This is a genomic window from uncultured Sphingomonas sp., assembly GCF_934560975.1.
GTDB lineage: Bacteria > Pseudomonadota > Alphaproteobacteria > Sphingomonadales > Sphingomonadaceae > Sphingomonas_I.
Map to the genome: position 1 here is coordinate 94,834 of NZ_CAKTFO010000002.1, position 13,643 is coordinate 108,476.

16 protein-coding genes are annotated in these 13,643 nt (G+C 67.4%); 8 read left to right on the forward strand and 8 right to left on the reverse strand.

Annotation, left to right across the window (positions count from 1 at the left end):
- The first annotated feature begins 50 nt into the window (after window positions 1-50).
- On the forward strand, window positions 51-1,052 hold the full coding sequence (locus Q0D93_RS02440) for a glycosyltransferase family 2 protein (protein ID WP_294390850.1): 1,002 nt from the start codon (window positions 51-53) through the stop codon (window positions 1,050-1,052).
- 24 nt (window positions 1,053-1,076) lie between these two features.
- On the opposite strand, the gene Q0D93_RS02445 is transcribed toward Q0D93_RS02440, so the two are convergent.
- The 5 genes from Q0D93_RS02445 to Q0D93_RS02465 form a co-directional block, all read right to left on the reverse strand.
- Complete coding sequence (locus Q0D93_RS02445; protein WP_294390853.1) at window positions 1,077-2,405, reverse strand: dihydrolipoamide acetyltransferase family protein; 1,329 nt, start codon at window positions 2,403-2,405, stop codon at window positions 1,077-1,079.
- A complete protein-coding gene (locus tag Q0D93_RS02450; protein WP_294390856.1) occupies window positions 2,406-3,434 on the reverse strand; it encodes an alpha-ketoacid dehydrogenase subunit beta in 1,029 nt (342 codons plus the stop codon).
- Window positions 3,431-4,711: a thiamine pyrophosphate-dependent enzyme gene (locus Q0D93_RS02455; RefSeq protein ID WP_294390860.1), complete on the reverse strand. Its 1,281-nt coding sequence runs from the start codon at window positions 4,709-4,711 to the stop codon at window positions 3,431-3,433. The genes Q0D93_RS02450 and Q0D93_RS02455 overlap by 4 nt, the downstream gene beginning before the upstream one ends.
- 78 nt (window positions 4,712-4,789) lie before the next feature.
- Window positions 4,790-5,464, reverse strand: a complete 675-nt coding sequence (locus Q0D93_RS02460) for an EF-hand domain-containing protein (RefSeq protein ID WP_294390865.1) — start codon at window positions 5,462-5,464, stop codon at window positions 4,790-4,792.
- A 14-nt stretch (window positions 5,465-5,478) separates the two neighbouring features.
- On the reverse strand, window positions 5,479-5,940 hold the full coding sequence (locus Q0D93_RS02465; protein WP_294390868.1) for a DUF1465 family protein: 462 nt from the start codon (window positions 5,938-5,940) through the stop codon (window positions 5,479-5,481).
- A 199-nt stretch (window positions 5,941-6,139) separates the two neighbouring features.
- Between Q0D93_RS02465 and Q0D93_RS02470 the strand changes: the two genes are divergently transcribed.
- Both Q0D93_RS02470 and Q0D93_RS02475 read left to right on the forward strand, forming a co-directional pair.
- The gene (locus Q0D93_RS02470; RefSeq protein ID WP_294390871.1) at window positions 6,140-6,622 is read left to right on the forward strand and encodes an Hsp20 family protein; all 483 of its coding nucleotides are present in this window, start codon (window positions 6,140-6,142) and stop codon (window positions 6,620-6,622) included.
- Window positions 6,623-6,864: 242 nt separating this feature from the next.
- Complete coding sequence (locus Q0D93_RS02475; RefSeq protein WP_294390873.1) at window positions 6,865-7,344, forward strand: AAA family ATPase; 480 nt, start codon at window positions 6,865-6,867, stop codon at window positions 7,342-7,344.
- Between the two features lie 82 nt (window positions 7,345-7,426).
- On the opposite strand, the gene Q0D93_RS02480 is transcribed toward Q0D93_RS02475, so the two are convergent.
- Both Q0D93_RS02480 and Q0D93_RS02485 read right to left on the reverse strand, forming a co-directional pair.
- Window positions 7,427-7,801: a low affinity iron permease family protein gene (locus Q0D93_RS02480; protein WP_294390875.1), complete on the reverse strand. Its 375-nt coding sequence runs from the start codon at window positions 7,799-7,801 to the stop codon at window positions 7,427-7,429.
- Between the two features lie 463 nt (window positions 7,802-8,264).
- On the reverse strand, window positions 8,265-8,462 hold the full coding sequence (locus Q0D93_RS02485; protein WP_294390879.1) for a DUF465 domain-containing protein: 198 nt from the start codon (window positions 8,460-8,462) through the stop codon (window positions 8,265-8,267).
- A gap of 166 nt (window positions 8,463-8,628) precedes the next feature.
- Here Q0D93_RS02485 and Q0D93_RS02490 point away from each other — a divergent pair, with 166 nt between their 5' ends.
- Window positions 8,629-8,784 carry a YdcH family protein gene (locus Q0D93_RS02490; protein WP_294390882.1) on the forward strand — a complete coding sequence of 52 codons (156 nt, stop codon included), beginning with the start codon at window positions 8,629-8,631 and terminating at the stop codon, window positions 8,782-8,784.
- 107 nt (window positions 8,785-8,891) lie between these two features.
- On the opposite strand, the gene Q0D93_RS02495 is transcribed toward Q0D93_RS02490, so the two are convergent.
- Complete coding sequence (locus Q0D93_RS02495; protein ID WP_294390887.1) at window positions 8,892-9,716, reverse strand: ABC transporter permease; 825 nt, start codon at window positions 9,714-9,716, stop codon at window positions 8,892-8,894.
- Window positions 9,717-9,778: 62 nt separating this feature from the next.
- On the opposite strand from Q0D93_RS02495, the gene Q0D93_RS02500 reads away from it, so the two are divergent.
- The 4 genes from Q0D93_RS02500 to parE all read left to right on the forward strand — a co-directional run bounded on the left by Q0D93_RS02500 (window position 9,779) and on the right by parE (window position 13,635).
- Entirely contained in the window at window positions 9,779-10,537 is a 759-nt protein-coding gene (locus Q0D93_RS02500; protein ID WP_294391245.1) for a GcrA family cell cycle regulator, read from the forward strand.
- Window positions 10,538-10,635: 98 nt separating this feature from the next.
- Window positions 10,636-11,067 (forward strand): DUF4174 domain-containing protein, encoded by a 432-nt coding sequence (locus Q0D93_RS02505; RefSeq protein ID WP_294390890.1) that lies wholly within the window; start codon window positions 10,636-10,638, stop codon window positions 11,065-11,067.
- A gap of 44 nt (window positions 11,068-11,111) precedes the next feature.
- Complete coding sequence (locus Q0D93_RS02510; protein ID WP_294390893.1) at window positions 11,112-11,612, forward strand: hemerythrin domain-containing protein; 501 nt, start codon at window positions 11,112-11,114, stop codon at window positions 11,610-11,612.
- A gap of 37 nt (window positions 11,613-11,649) precedes the next feature.
- On the forward strand, window positions 11,650-13,635 hold the full coding sequence (gene parE, locus Q0D93_RS02515) for a DNA topoisomerase IV subunit B (RefSeq protein WP_294390896.1): 1,986 nt from the start codon (window positions 11,650-11,652) through the stop codon (window positions 13,633-13,635).
- Window positions 13,636-13,643: the final 8 nt, after the last annotated feature.

Here is a 13,643-nt window from a genome sequence, read left to right on the forward strand (position 1 = left end):
CTATGCGACCTTGACGTTGCAGTTCAACATTTCTGTGCTTAAGCCGCCTTATGGATGCGGAACAAGATGGCCGGCCGGCAATGCGGGTGGCGGTGATCCTCCCTTGCTACAACGAGGAAGCGGCAATCGCCGCCACCGTGGCGGATTTCCGCGCGGCGCTGCCCGAGGCCACTATCTACGTTTACGACAACAATAGCCGCGATCGCACGGCCGAGGTCGCCGCCGCTGCCGGCGCGATCGTCCGGCGCGAGACGATGCAGGGCAAGGGCCATGTCGTGCGTCGCATGTTCGCCGATGTGGAGGCGGACGTCTATGTCATGGCGGATGGCGACGCCACCTATGACGCGGCCGCCGCACCCCGGCTGATCGCGCTCCTCCGCGACGAGCAACTCGACATGGTGGTCGGCGCGCGCGAGAGCGAGGTTCAGGCCGCCTATCGCCGCGGCCACCGCTTCGGCAATGCTTTGCTCACCAATCTGCTGGCGCGCCTGTTCGGCCGCACCTTCAGCGACATATTGTCCGGCTATCGCGTCTTTTCGCGCCGCTTCGTGAAGAGCTTTCCGGTGCTGACCACCGGGTTCGAGATCGAGACGGAGATCAGCGTCCACGCACTGGAACTGCGTGTTCCCGTGGGGGAGGTCGTAACCCGCTACGGCGCGCGTCCGGAAGGGTCGACATCCAAACTGTCGACCTACCGCGACGGCTTCCGCATCCTGTCCACCATCCTCACGCTTTATCGTATCGAGCGGCCGGTGCTGTTCTTCGGCGCGATCGGCGGGGTGCTGGCGCTGGTCAGCGTGCTGCTGTCGATCCCCTTGATCCTCACTTATGCCGAAACCGGTCTGGTGCCGCGTTTCCCCACCGCCATTCTCGCAATGGGGCTGATGCTGCTCGCTTTCCTCAACCTCTTCACCGGGCTGACGCTGGACACCGTCGTGCGTGGCCGGCGGGAGGTGCGCCGCCTCGCCTATCTCGGCCTGCCCGCGCCGGAACCGCGTTCCGCGGCCGAGGTCGATGCCGCGACGCGGGGCGAACGACCGACGCTGGTATAATGCCCGGCGGCCCGCCGCCGCCGGTCACGCTTCGACGAACAGCAAGGCTGGCGTTTCCACCAGCCGCTTGATCGCCTGCACGAAAGCGGCGGCATCATAACCGTCGACCACGCGATGGTCGCAGGACATGGACAGGTTCATCACCTTGCCCACCTCGATCCGGCCGTCGCGTACTACCGGCCGCTCGACCACCTTGTTGGGGCCCAGGATCGCCACCTCCGGCCGGTTGACGATCGGGGTGGCCGCGATCCCGCCCAGCGCGCCCAAGGACGACAGGGTCAGGGTCGATCCAGAAAGTTCCTCGCGCATCGCCTTGCCCGTCCGCGCCGCATCGGCAAGGCGCGCAATCTCCGCCGCCAATTGCCAGACGTTCCGCGCCTGCGCGTCGCGGATCACCGGCACCATCAGCCCCGCATCGGCCTGCGTCGCGATGCCAAGATGCACCGCGCCGTAGCGGGTCACGACGTTCGCCTGGTCGTCATAGCGCGCGTTGATCATCGGGAAGGCGGGCAGCGCCTTGCAGATGGCCAGGATCAGCGGCGGCAGGATGGTCAGCCGCTCCTTACCTCCGCGTGTCGCGTTCAGGTCGGTGCGCAACGCCTCCAGCTTGGTGACGTCCAGTTCCTCGACATAGGTGAAATGGGGGATGTGCCGCTTGGACGCGGCCATGTTCTCCGCGATCCGCCGGCGCAGGCCGACCACCTTGACCACTTCGTCGGGCCGGCCCACGCCGGACGGCCGATAGCCCTGGTTGTAGGTGATGAACGCATCCAGATCGGCATGGCGGATGCGGTCGCCCTCGCCCTTCACCGCCGCCAGATCGATCCCCAACGCCCGCGCCCGCGCCCGCACGGCCGGTGACGCGAGGACGCGCCTGGATTTCGCCGCCCTCTCCCCTGCCTGCTCCCTCTCCCCTGGGGGGAAAGGGCCGGGATGAGGGGGACGCCCGTCGAGGTCGTCTTCCGCGCCAGCGTCGTCCCCCCTCACCCAACCCTCTCCCCCCTGGGGAGAGGGCTCGACACGCCGGGCATCCGGCGCCGGATCCGCCTTGGCCACCTGCGCGGCCTCGTTCGGGGCCACCTCCACCGTGGCCTCCACCACGGCGGCACCGCCCTCGCTCTCGAACACCGCCAGCACCGATCCGATCGCGACCTGGTCACCGACCTGCCCGGCAACCTCCATCACCCTGCCGCCGACCGGGGCGGTCATCTCGATCGTGGCCTTGTCGGTCATCATGTCGCACAGCGGGTCGTCCTCCGCGATCCGGTCGCCGACCTTTACGTGCCAGGCGACGATCTCCGCCTCCGCAATTCCCTCGCCGATATCCGGCAGCTTGAACGGGACCCGCGCCATTCAGCCCTCCATCACCTTTTCGATCGCCTGGGTCAGCCGCACCGGACCCGGGAAATAGGCCCATTCCAGGCTGTGCGGATAGGGCGTGTCCCACCCCGTCACCCGCTCGATCGGCGCCTCCAGCGCGTAGAAGCAGCGTTCCTGCACCAGCGCCGCCAGCTCCGCCCCGAAGCCGCTGGTGCGCGTCGCCTCGTGCACGATCACGCAACGGCCGGTCTTGTTGACCGACTGTTCGATCGCGACGATGTCCAGCGGCACGAGCGTACGCAGGTCGATGACCTCCGCGTCCACCCCCATCGCCTCGACCACGCCCGTCGCGACATGCACCATCGTGCCGTAGCAGAGGATGGTCAGGTCCCCGCCCTCGCGCACCGTCGCCGCCTGTCCCAGCGGCACGCGGTAATAACCCTCCGGCACCGCGCTCGCCGGATGCTTGGCCCAGGGCGTGACCGGCCGATCATAATGGCCGTCGAACGGGCCGTTATAGATGCGCTTGGGCTCGAAGAAGATCACGGGATCATTGTCCTCGATCGCCGCGATCAGCAGCCCCTTGGCGTCATAGGGGCTGGACGGGATCACGGTCTTCAGCCCCGCGACATGGGTGAACATCGCCTCCGGGCTCTGGCTGTGCGTCTGCCCGCCGAAGATGCCGCCGCCGAAGGGTGACCGCACCGTCATCGACGCGACATACTCCCCCGCCGAGCGATACCGCAGCCGCGCCGCCTCGCTCACCAATTGATCGAGCGCGGGGTAGATATAGTCGGCGAACTGGATTTCCGGCACCGGGCGCAGGCCATAGGCGCACATCCCCACCGCCACGCCGATGATGCCCAGCTCGGTGATCGGCGTGTCGAACACGCGGGTCTTGCCATATTTGCCCTGCAGGCCTTCCGTCGCCTTGAACACCCCGCCGAAATAACCGACATCCTCCCCCATCACGACGATGTCGCCGTCGCGCTTCATCATCACGTCCAGCGCGGAGTTGATCGCCTGGATCATGTTCATGGTGCGGGTCGCGGGCTCGGTCATATTCCCGCCTTCTTGCGTTCGTCGGCCATCTGTTCGCTCTGTTCGCGCAGGTGCCATGGCATTTCCTCGAACACGTCCTCGAACATGGTGGCGAAGGGGTGCTGGTGGAGCCCGTCTGACAGGACACCGATCCCCTCCGCTTCCTTCTGCGCGGCGCGGACATCCTCCGCCACCGCCTGGTCCATCGCGGCGTGACGCGCCTCGTCCCATTCCCCGATCGCGATCAGGTGCTGTTTCAGCCGCGCGACCGGATCGCCCAGCGGCCATTTCGCATGTTCCTCGGCCGATCGATATTTGGTGGGGTCGTCGGAGGTGGAATGCCCCTCCGCGCGATAGGTAAAATGCTCGATCAGGGTCGGGCCGGCATTGGCCCGCGCCCGCTCCGCCGCCCACTCGGTCGCGGCATAGACCGCCAGCGCGTCATTCCCGTCCACCCGCAGGCTGGCCATGCCATAGCCGACACCGCGCGCCGCGAAGGTCGTCGCCTCCGCGCCCGCAAAGCCCGAAAAGCTGGAAATCGCCCATTGATTGTTGATCACGTTCAGGATCACCGGCGCGCGATACACGCTGGCAAAGGTGCAGGCGGAGTGGAAATCGCCCTCCGCCGTCGATCCTTCCCCGCACCAGGCGGCGGCGATGCGCGTGTCGCCCTTGGCTGCGCTCGCCATCGCAAAGCCCACCGCCTGCGGCAATTGCGTGGCGAGATTGCCGGAAATGGAGAAGAAGGCCGCCTCCCGGCTGGAATACATGATCGGCATCTGCCGGCCCTTCAGCCGGTCGGCCCGGTTGGAATAGACCTGGCACATCATGTCCACCAGGCTCCACCCCCGCGCGATCAGCACGCCCTGCTGGCGATAGGAGGGGAAGATCATGTCCTCCCGATCCAGCGCGTGGGCGGGCGCGACGGCGGTCGCCTCCTCGCCCGTGCATTTCATGTAGAAGCTGGTCTTGCCCTGCCGCTGCGCGCGATACAGCCGCTCGTCATAGGCGCGGGTCAGCGCCATGTCGCGCAGCATCCGCCGCAACCGTTCGGGGTCGAGTCGCGGGTCCCAGGGCCCAAGCGCCTGCCCCGCATCGTCCAGCACGCGGATCAGGCCATAGGCATGGTCGCGCATGGTCGCCGGATCGGCATCGATCGACGGCCGCGCGACCGCGCCCGCCTCGCCCCGGTTGAAACCGGCATGATCGACCGGGTCGCCCGGCCGGTATTGCGGCTCGGGCACGTGCAGCGATAGCGGCGGAAGATTACGGCCCGCGCCGCCGGCCTTGTCGGTCATCCTCATCCAACATCCCGTCCATGCAGGTGTTGATTATGGGGCCTACAATAATTTTGTTTCACGCCACCGCAAGATTGTTCAGCGCGGTTGATCGCGCTCCCGGCCCGGCTCCGCCAGGGGCGCCGTCGGGCGCGGCCAGCATGGTCCCTCCATCTGCACCTGCTGCGGCGTGCGCGGCAGGTCGGACAGGCGCAATCGCCCGCTCTGCCGCCCATCCAGCGCATCGAACCGCCGCGCCGCCGCCGCATTGAACTCGTCCGCCGTTACCACCCGATCGATGTCGGCATCCGCCGCCGACACCGGCTCGGGCACGTTCAGCCAGGCATAGCGCCCCGCGCCCGAAGGCCCGCCATAGCCGCTTTCGCCCGCCCTGCGCCTGCCCGGCCGCCGCGCGAACGCCAGCCGGTCGGAAGCGTAGATGGCGATCTCCGGCGCGACCTCATGCTCATAGGCGGTCACCTCGTCCGGGGTCAGCCGGGCGTCATGGTTCCTGTCCAGCGTCGCGAAGAAGCGCGCCGCATCCCGCACCATCTCGGCCTCACCGATCGCGCCGTCCCCGTCACGGTCGGCGGCGGCGAACCAGGCGGCGGCGGGATAAGGCTGTCCCGGCGCGGCGCGGAACGGCTCCCCCATCGGCGATACGAATGTCGGCCGCGTGCCGGTCGCCGCGCAATACGGCGCATCCTTGGGGATCTTGACCTTGGCCGCGCCCGCCACCGTGGGCAGCAGCAGCGGCAGCAATGCGGCGATCAAAGCGGCGGACCTGTTCAGAATGCACTCTCCAGTCGTTCCATCAGCGCGCGCGCCGGGCTGGCGGCGGCGGCGGGCGCGTCCGGCCCGTCCGCGATCCGCGCCACCCGCTCATACAGGTCGATTCCCGCCAGGATCAGCTGCCGCGCCGAGGAGGGAAGCCGGTCCAGCACCGCCATGTCGCTTGCCGCACTGTCGCCCAGCCGCCGCTCGGCCGAGCGGGGATCGCCCTCCGCCATTTCGCCCCGGGCGATCGCGCGCCGCATCGCCAGCCAGGCGATGACGTGCATCAGCCGCGTCGTCGCCTTCAACGCCTCGCACGCAAATTGCACACGCTGCGCCGGGGCCAGGCCTTCGCGCTCCTCGCGCCCGGCCGCGTCGTAATAGCCGTGCGTCTGGTCCGCGAGCGCCAGCGCCTCGCCGTACAGCGCCTCGGCTACCCGATCCGAAAAGGTCGGGCCGGCGGAAACAACGGACATTCGCTTCACCCTTTCGCGCGGCCGCTTGTTGAACGGTCCAGCTTGCTTCCGAATGCACGAACGGGGTTAGCGGTCCGCTTGAAAACACGCTAGCTTTTCCTACCTTTTCGATAGCTTCCGTGCCCATCAGGGGCGGGGGCGACACGGTCCGGCGGATGTCCGCGGGCATTATGTTCGATCGCTTGAAAGGATTGATCGCGTGCGTGCATTCGATTTCGCGCCCCTGCTGCGCACCTCCATCGGGTTCGAGAACCTCAACCGCCTGGTCGATTTCGCGACCCGTGGCGAAGGTGAGGCATATCCCCCCTACAACATCGAGAAGGTGAGCGACGACGCTTACCGGATTTCCATGGCCACCGCCGGCTTCCGCCGCGACGAGCTGGATATCACCGCGCAGGACAATGTCCTGATCGTCACCGGCCGCGCGCTGGACGCAGCCGAAGGCGAAGGCCGCGAGTTCCTGCACCGCGGCATCGCCAAGCGCGCGTTCGAGCGTCGTTTCCAGCTGGCCGACACCATCAAGGTGACGGGTGCCAGCTACAATGACGGGCTGCTCGACATCCAGCTGGTCCGGGAAGTGCCGGAGCACAAGAAGCCGCGCACCATCCAGATCGATGGCCAGATCAACGGCGGCATCCAGCCGCAGGCGATCGGCGCGGTGAGCGACCGTCAGGCCGCCTGACCCAAGGCCCACCGCAGGAGGACGCGCTGCCCCCAAGGGCTGGCGCGTCCGCCGATCCCGACCCCCTTCCGCGCCTGCGAAAGGGGGTCGTTGTCGTTCCGGGCACGTCGCTTGGCCGCCAGTGCCTGCCGCCGCTTGACTAACAGCCCCGATCGCCCTGTCGCCGCTCGCGATCTCGCCGGTCCGAAGTCGCAGGCACGATCCCGCTCGAACGTGGGCGGGATCGGATGCAAGTTGCCGGCATGATCCAACCTCCCACCGCCTTCCTGCTGCACGGCTTCCTTGGTGCGGGCAAAACCACGCTTGCCAAGCGGTTGGAGCGGGATCGCACCGCCATCCGCTTCACCCACGACGAGTGGATGAGCCGCCTGTACGGCAGCGACCCCATGGCTGCCGACTTCGCCGCCCATGCCCGTCGCGTGTCGCAGGTGATGGAGGCGATGTGGACGCGCTGCCTCATGTTGGGGGTAAACATCGTCCTTGATTGCGGCCCCTGGACCCGCGCCGAGCGGGACCGGACCCGCCGCCTGGTCGCGACGCTCGGTGGACAGGCTACGATGTACCGCCTGAACCGCCCGGCGGAGATTGCGTGGACCCGGATCGCGCGGCGTAATCAACAGCTGAACGGCGCCCTCACCATCACCCCGGAGACATTCGCATCGTTGCAGGCCCGGTTTGAACCGCTCGACCCCGATGAGGAACGGATCGAGGTCCATCCCTGATGGCCTGACGGGTTCGGCCATGCTGAACCAGCTTGCCTCACCACCCGCGCCCCCGCCTTCACAGGAGCCACCGCGAACGGCGCTACCGCCCCTGCCGCTCCTCCAGTTCCTCCTCGGCCGCATCGCCGGTCCGGCGCAGCGCCTCCAGCTCCTCGGTGGACTTGGACTCGATCCCCGCCACCGCATTGCGCGCGCCCTGCATGGCATAGACCAGTTCATCCATCTTCAGATGCAGCGCCTGTTCGCTCCGCCGTTGGCCGTTCAGCACCATCTGCGTCAGCGTGATCGATGCGACGGACAGGATCAGCGTCAGCAGATTCTCCCCGCCCTCGCCCGACTTCAGGAACCAGCCGGCGCAGAACATCGCCACCAGCACGATCGCCAGCGGCGCGCCCGCCAGGTCCGCCGTCCGCCCGGCAATGCGGCTGCCCAACTCGTTCAAACGCTTCAACATCATGTCCACCCCTCGACGCCCAAGCCTCAGTTAGGCGTTCACCGCCGCCTTCACCACCAGGCCGGATTGACAAACCGGAACATATCAGGTACATCGGCACCCGTTTCGCACATCCGGAGGTGTGGGACGAAGCCTGCTCTCCCGTGTCACGGCGGGGGAGAACGACCGGCGCGGGGTCTGCCTCATGCGAACAGCAGGAAGCGCTTCGCCAAAGATTCCGTCTCTTCCGCATGCTTCGCGCTGCGGTTCATGGACTGTCGACGTCGCGTGCTGGGGTGAGCGGGCGGCGTCACGATCTCCGGCTTCGTGCCGCGCGATCAAGACAGACAATTCCGCAAGCCCCCACCGATCGCCGGGCAGGCGACGGAACGCGCCGGTCGCAAAGCTTCCTTGTTGCAAGCCTCGCACACCCATATTTGCCGAACCTACACCGCCACCGCGCGGCATGGTGCCGGCGGCGACCGCCTCAGGCGATGATGTCGGGGATCAGTTGATCCTCCAGGGCGGCGATCTGGTCCTTCAGCATCAGCTTGCGCTTTTTCAGCCGCGCAACCTGCAACTGGTCGCTTGCCGACGCGAACGCCAGTGCGTCGATCGCCGCGTCCAGGTCACGATGCTCCTGCCGCAACGCGCCAATTTCCTGAATGATGTCCGCTTCGTCCATCTGCCCCGCCCGTTACCGCCGCGCTTCCTAAGGGTTCGTGAACCCACGCTCAAGGGCGACGGCGAAGCGGTGCGGATTTGCGGGAAATGGTGGAGATCGCCCTGGGACAAAGCGGCGTTTCAGTGGTTTACTATCCTTGTCCGAATGGAAAGAAGGAGCGAGTCGAATGACAAATTCCCATTCTACGATGCTGATGGCCAAACATGCCCGCCTCGACGAACGCCTGAGGGACGAACAGCACCGCGTGCGGCCTGACAGCACGCTGGTGGCGATGCTGAAGAAGCAGAAACTGAAGATCAAGGAAGCCCTGTCGCGCCTGTGACGGATGCCGCTTCGCGCCCGCGCCGTCCGGCGGCGGGCGCGCAGGAGCCTGAAGCCTCGCTTTGACGCTTCAGTCGGCCGCATTCGTCCGGCTGGCGGCTGGACAGCTCAGTTCTTGAGCTTCCAGCCGCTCCTGAGCACGGCGTAGCACAGGATGCCCAGCGCCAGGTTCACGCCGAACAACACTGCCGCGCCCACCAGCACATTGCTGTCGCTCACCCCCAGGAAACCGTAGCGGAAGCCGGAAATGACGTAGAAGAACGGGTTCAGATGGCTGAACGTGCGAAACGCGCCATGCAGCCCGTCGATCGAGTAGAAGGTGCCCGACAGCAGCGACAAGGGCTGCACCACGAAATTGGTGATGGTCGCATTGTGGTCGAACTTCTCGGCCCAGATCGACGTCAGCACGCCGATGAACGACAGCAAAGCCGCGCCCATCAGCCCGAAATAGATCGCCGCCAGCGGCACGCGCGGCAGCACCCCGCCCGGCCAGATGTTGATCACCAGCAGCAGGGCCAGCCCGACCAGAACCGCCCGCGTCACCGCCGCGCCGATCAGCGCCGACAGAAGCTCGCCCGCGGAGATAGGCGGCATCAGGTAATCGGTGATGTTGCCCTGGATCTTGCCGACCAGCAGCGAGAAGCTGGAATTCGCGAACGCATTCTGCATCATCGCCATCGCAATCAGGCCCGGTGCCGCGAAATGGGCGAAGGACACGCCCATCACCATGTTGCCGTTGCGCCCGAATGCGATGGAAAAAACGACCAGCAGCAGCAGCGCGGAAAAGGCCGGGCCCCAGATCGTCTGCAGTTGCACCTTGAAGAACCGGCGCACCTCCTTGATATAGAGGGCGCGCAATCCGTCCCAGTTGATCATCGCGATCACCGGTTCGCCGGGGGCGGGGCGTTTAGTTTCGATCGGGGTTTCACGCATGACGCACCGGGTAGTCCCCGCGTGACGCAGCGGCAAGCCTCGAAGCCATGGGAAGCCTATCAATGTCGTGGACCGACGAGCGGATCGATCAGCTCAAGCAGATGTGGCAGCAGGGCATGACCGCCAGCCAGATTGCGGAGCAATTGAGCGGGGTCAGCCGTAATGCCGTGATCGGCAAGGCGCATCGCTTGGGCCTGCAGTCGCGCCCCTCGCCGGTCAAGTCGAGCGAGGCGGCGGCTGCGTCAGCGGCGGCGCCGGCCCCATCGGCGGCTCCGGCGCCCGCCCCTGTGCCTGCGCCTGCGCCTGCCCCGGTGGTGGAGGCAGCCCCCGCGCCGAAGCCGATCGCCGCCGCACCGACTCCGCCGCCCGCACCTGCTCCCGAACCGAAGCCGGCACCGGTTGCGGCCGCCCCCGCATCCAGCCCGTCCGCCGCAGCCGGCCCGGCCGTGGCACCCGGTGCGACTCCGCCGCCGGCCGCCGACGCTCCGGTAGTCCGTTCGATCGGCCCGGGCGGGTTCCAGCGCCAGAACCCGCACGAACAGCAGTCGCCGATTCCGCCCGCCCCGCCGCGCCGCCTGGTTCCGGCCAAGCCGTCGACGGACGTTGCCGGCAAGACCAGCCTGCTCGATCTCAACGACCGTATCTGCAAGTGGCCGCTGGGCCATCCGGGCGAGCCGGATTTCCACTTCTGCGGTGATGCGGTGAACCCCGGCTTTCCATATTGCCTGCAACATTGCTCCGTCGCCTATCAGGCGCAGCTGCCGCGTCGCGACCGTCGCCCGCCGCCGCCGCTGCCTTATGGCGGCCCGCGCGTCCGCTGATCCCGATCGGGTGGGGGCGAATCGTCCCCATCCCCCTTCCCGCTTGCTCGTCCGGCGGGATCGATGAACCGAGTCGGCGCTTGCGCGTTCCAAGGCGGATGCGCGTCCTTCCCCTCCTGCTCGCCCTCCTGATCGCCGCACCCGCCGCCGCGACCAGCGATGACCTCCGCTCCGTGGCCGGGATGCGCTACCACAATCGCATCGTCCTCGCTTTCACGCCCACGCTGGGCGATCCCCGCCTGACCGCACAGCGCCAGGCCATGGCGCGGATCGGCCTTTCCGCCGCCGAGCGCGACCTGATTCTGGTTCAGGTGGATCGTACCCGCGTGATCGGGGCACACGATAAAGCCGCCAAGCTCCGCCAGCGTTTCCATGTCAGCGAGAGCGATTTCCGCGCCTTGCTGATCGGCAAGGACGGCAATGTCGCGCTCGCTTCGCCCGGCCCCATCCCGGCGCGCCGGCTGATCCAGGCAATCGACGCCATGCCGATGCGCAAGGCCGAGCGACGCCAAGCGGCGGCGCGTCCGTAACCCACGGTAACGCCCTGTAAACGCGGGTTCGCCATGGTGCCGCCATGGCTCCGTCCGATCCGATTCTGGCCCGCTTGCTGGCGGAACATACCCAATTGCGCGACCTTGCCGCCACGCTTGGGGGCATGCTCGCCGCTTCGGAGCCACCGTCCGACGGCACGCTCACCGACACGCGCTGGTCGATGGCGCGGCTGATGCTCCGCCACCTGCCGGTCGAGGACCGCCATGTGTTCCGCCGGCTGGAGGCGCATGACAATCCCGCCGTGCGCGCCCGCATGGCCGGCTTCCGCATCGACCTCAACGCTCTGTACGGAGCCTATCAGCACCATGGCGCGCGCTGGACGGAGGATACGGTGCGGGCCGACTGGTTCGGCTACCGCGCGGCCACCCGCCACCTGCTCGCCAGCCTCACCGGGATGATGGATCGGGAGGAGAGCGAGTTGTACCCGCTGCTGGACGACGCCCCGGCGGCCGAAGGCCGCGCCCCCGATGCGCGCAACTGGGCGGGCGATGCCTGGGCGATCCGCGCAAATCTCGGCCGCTAGCTGACAGACGGCCTCTCCGTCGCTAGATAAGCGGGCGATGGCCGACGACCTTTTCGCTTCTCCCACCGCATCCTCCGCGTCCCACAATTACGACGCCTCCGCGATCGAGGTGTTGGAAGGGCTGGAACCCGTTCGCCGCCGCCCGGGCATGTATATCGGCGGCGTCGACGAACGCGCCTTTCACCATCTCGCCGCCGAGGTGCTGGACAATGCGATGGACGAGGCGGTGGCCGGCCATGCCAGCCGGATCGAGGTGACGTTGCAGGCCGGCAACCGCCTGACCATCGTCGACAATGGCCGCGGCATCCCGGTCGATCCGCACCCCAAATATCCCGGCAAGTCGGCGCTGGAGGTGATCCTCACCACGCTCCATTCGGGCGGCAAGTTCAGCGACAAGGCCTATGCCACGTCGGGCGGCCTGCACGGCGTCGGCATCAGCGTGGTCAACGCGCTGTCGACCGACACGGTGGTGGAGGTGGCGCGCGACCGCACGCTCTATCGCCAGACCTTTGCCAAGGGGCACGCCAGCTCGCCCCTCACCACGGTCGGGCCGACCCCGAACCGGCGCGGCACCAGCGTCGCCTTCACGCCCGATGCGGAGATATTCGGCGACGGCGCGCGCTTCAAGCCGGCGCGGCTCTACCGCCTCGCCCGGTCCAAGGCCTATCTCTATGCCGGGGTCGAGATACGCTGGCGCTGCGACCCCGACCTGATCGGGGACGACACCCCGGCGGAGGCGAGCTTCCAGTTTCCCGGTGGTTTGGCGGACCACCTGCGCGAACAATTGGGCAAGCGCGAATGCGCCACCGCCGAGCCGTTCGCCGGTCGCCAGGACTTCGCCAACGGCCAGGGCTCGGTCGAATGGGCGGTCGCCTGGCCGCTCTATTCGGACGGCAGCTACAGCTATTATTGCAACACCATCCCGACGCCCGATGGCGGCACCCACGAACAGGGCCTCCGCGCCGCCCTGGTGCGCGGGATGCGCAGCTTCGGCGAGCTGGTCGGCAACCGCAAGGCCAAGGACCTCGCGCCCGAGGACGTGGTGACCGACGTGGAGCTGATGCTGTCCGTCTTCATCCGCGATCCGCAATTCCAGTCGCAGACCAAGGACCGCCTGACCTCGCCCGAGGCCGCCAAGCTGGTCGAAGGGGCGATGCGCGACCATTTCGACCATTTCCTGTCCGACAATATGGATCGCGGCCGGGCCTTGCTGGGCTTCTGCATCGACCGGATGGACGACAGGCTGAAGCGCAAGGCCGAACGCGACGTGAAGCGCAAGACCGCGACCAGCGCGCGCAAGCTGCGCCTGCCCGGCAAGCTCACCGATTGCGCCAATGACGATCCCGACGGCACCGAATTGTTCATCGTCGAGGGCGACAGCGCCGGCGGTTCCGCCAAGCAGGCGCGCGACCGCAAGACGCAGGCGATCCTGCCGATCCGCGGCAAGATCCTGAACGTCGCCTCCGCCAGCGCCGACAAGATCCGCGCCAATAGCGAGATTGCGGACCTGATCCTGGCGCTCGGCTGCGGCACGCGCGACCGCTGCGATGCCGCCGCCCTCCGCTACGAACGGATCGTCATCATGACGGACGCCGACGTCGACGGCGCGCACATCGCCACCCTGCTGATGACCTTCTTCTTTCAGGAAATGGCGCCGATCGTGCGCGAGGGCCGGGTCTTCCTCGCCCAGCCGCCGCTCTACCGCCTGACCGCCGGGGGCAAGAGCCTGTATGCCAAGGACGATGCCGACCGCGCCCGGATCGAGGCCAAGGCGTTCAAGGGCAAGAAAGTCGAAGTGTCGCGCTTCAAGGGGCTGGGTGAGATGAACCCGCAGCAATTGCGCGAAACCACCATGGCGCCCGCCACCCGCACCCTGATCCGCATCACCCTGCCGCAGGAATATGAGGAACGCCGGGGCACCAAGGATCTGGTCGACCGGCTGATGGGCAAGCACCCCGAACACCGCTTCGCCTTCATCCAGGCCAACGCCGCCGCGATCGAGGAAGACGCGATCGACGCCTGAGCAGCGCC

Coding starts and splice junctions, on each gene's coding strand:
- Q0D93_RS02485 (WP_294390879.1), bottom strand. CDS start 8,462: ATGGACGAAGCGGACATCATTCAGGAAATTGGCGCGTTGCGGCAGGAG.
- Q0D93_RS02495 (WP_294390887.1), bottom strand. CDS start 9,716: ATGCGTGAAACCCCGATCGAAACTAAACGCCCCGCCCCCGGCGAACCG.
- Q0D93_RS02510 (WP_294390893.1), top strand. CDS start 11,112: ATGGCTCCGTCCGATCCGATTCTGGCCCGCTTGCTGGCGGAACATACC.
- Q0D93_RS02480 (WP_294390875.1), bottom strand. CDS start 7,801: ATGATGTTGAAGCGTTTGAACGAGTTGGGCAGCCGCATTGCCGGGCGG.
- Q0D93_RS02445 (WP_294390853.1), bottom strand. CDS start 2,405: ATGGCGCGGGTCCCGTTCAAGCTGCCGGATATCGGCGAGGGAATTGCG.
- Q0D93_RS02450 (WP_294390856.1), bottom strand. CDS start 3,434: ATGACCGAGCCCGCGACCCGCACCATGAACATGATCCAGGCGATCAAC.
- parE (WP_294390896.1), top strand. CDS start 11,650: ATGGCCGACGACCTTTTCGCTTCTCCCACCGCATCCTCCGCGTCCCAC.
- Q0D93_RS02465 (WP_294390868.1), bottom strand. CDS start 5,940: ATGTCCGTTGTTTCCGCCGGCCCGACCTTTTCGGATCGGGTAGCCGAG.
- Q0D93_RS02475 (WP_294390873.1), top strand. CDS start 6,865: ATGATCCAACCTCCCACCGCCTTCCTGCTGCACGGCTTCCTTGGTGCG.
- Q0D93_RS02505 (WP_294390890.1), top strand. CDS start 10,636: ATGCGCGTCCTTCCCCTCCTGCTCGCCCTCCTGATCGCCGCACCCGCC.
- Q0D93_RS02440 (WP_294390850.1), top strand. CDS start 51: ATGGATGCGGAACAAGATGGCCGGCCGGCAATGCGGGTGGCGGTGATC.
- Q0D93_RS02490 (WP_294390882.1), top strand. CDS start 8,629: ATGACAAATTCCCATTCTACGATGCTGATGGCCAAACATGCCCGCCTC.
- Q0D93_RS02455 (WP_294390860.1), bottom strand. CDS start 4,711: ATGACCGACAAGGCCGGCGGCGCGGGCCGTAATCTTCCGCCGCTATCG.
- Q0D93_RS02500 (WP_294391245.1), top strand. CDS start 9,779: ATGTCGTGGACCGACGAGCGGATCGATCAGCTCAAGCAGATGTGGCAG.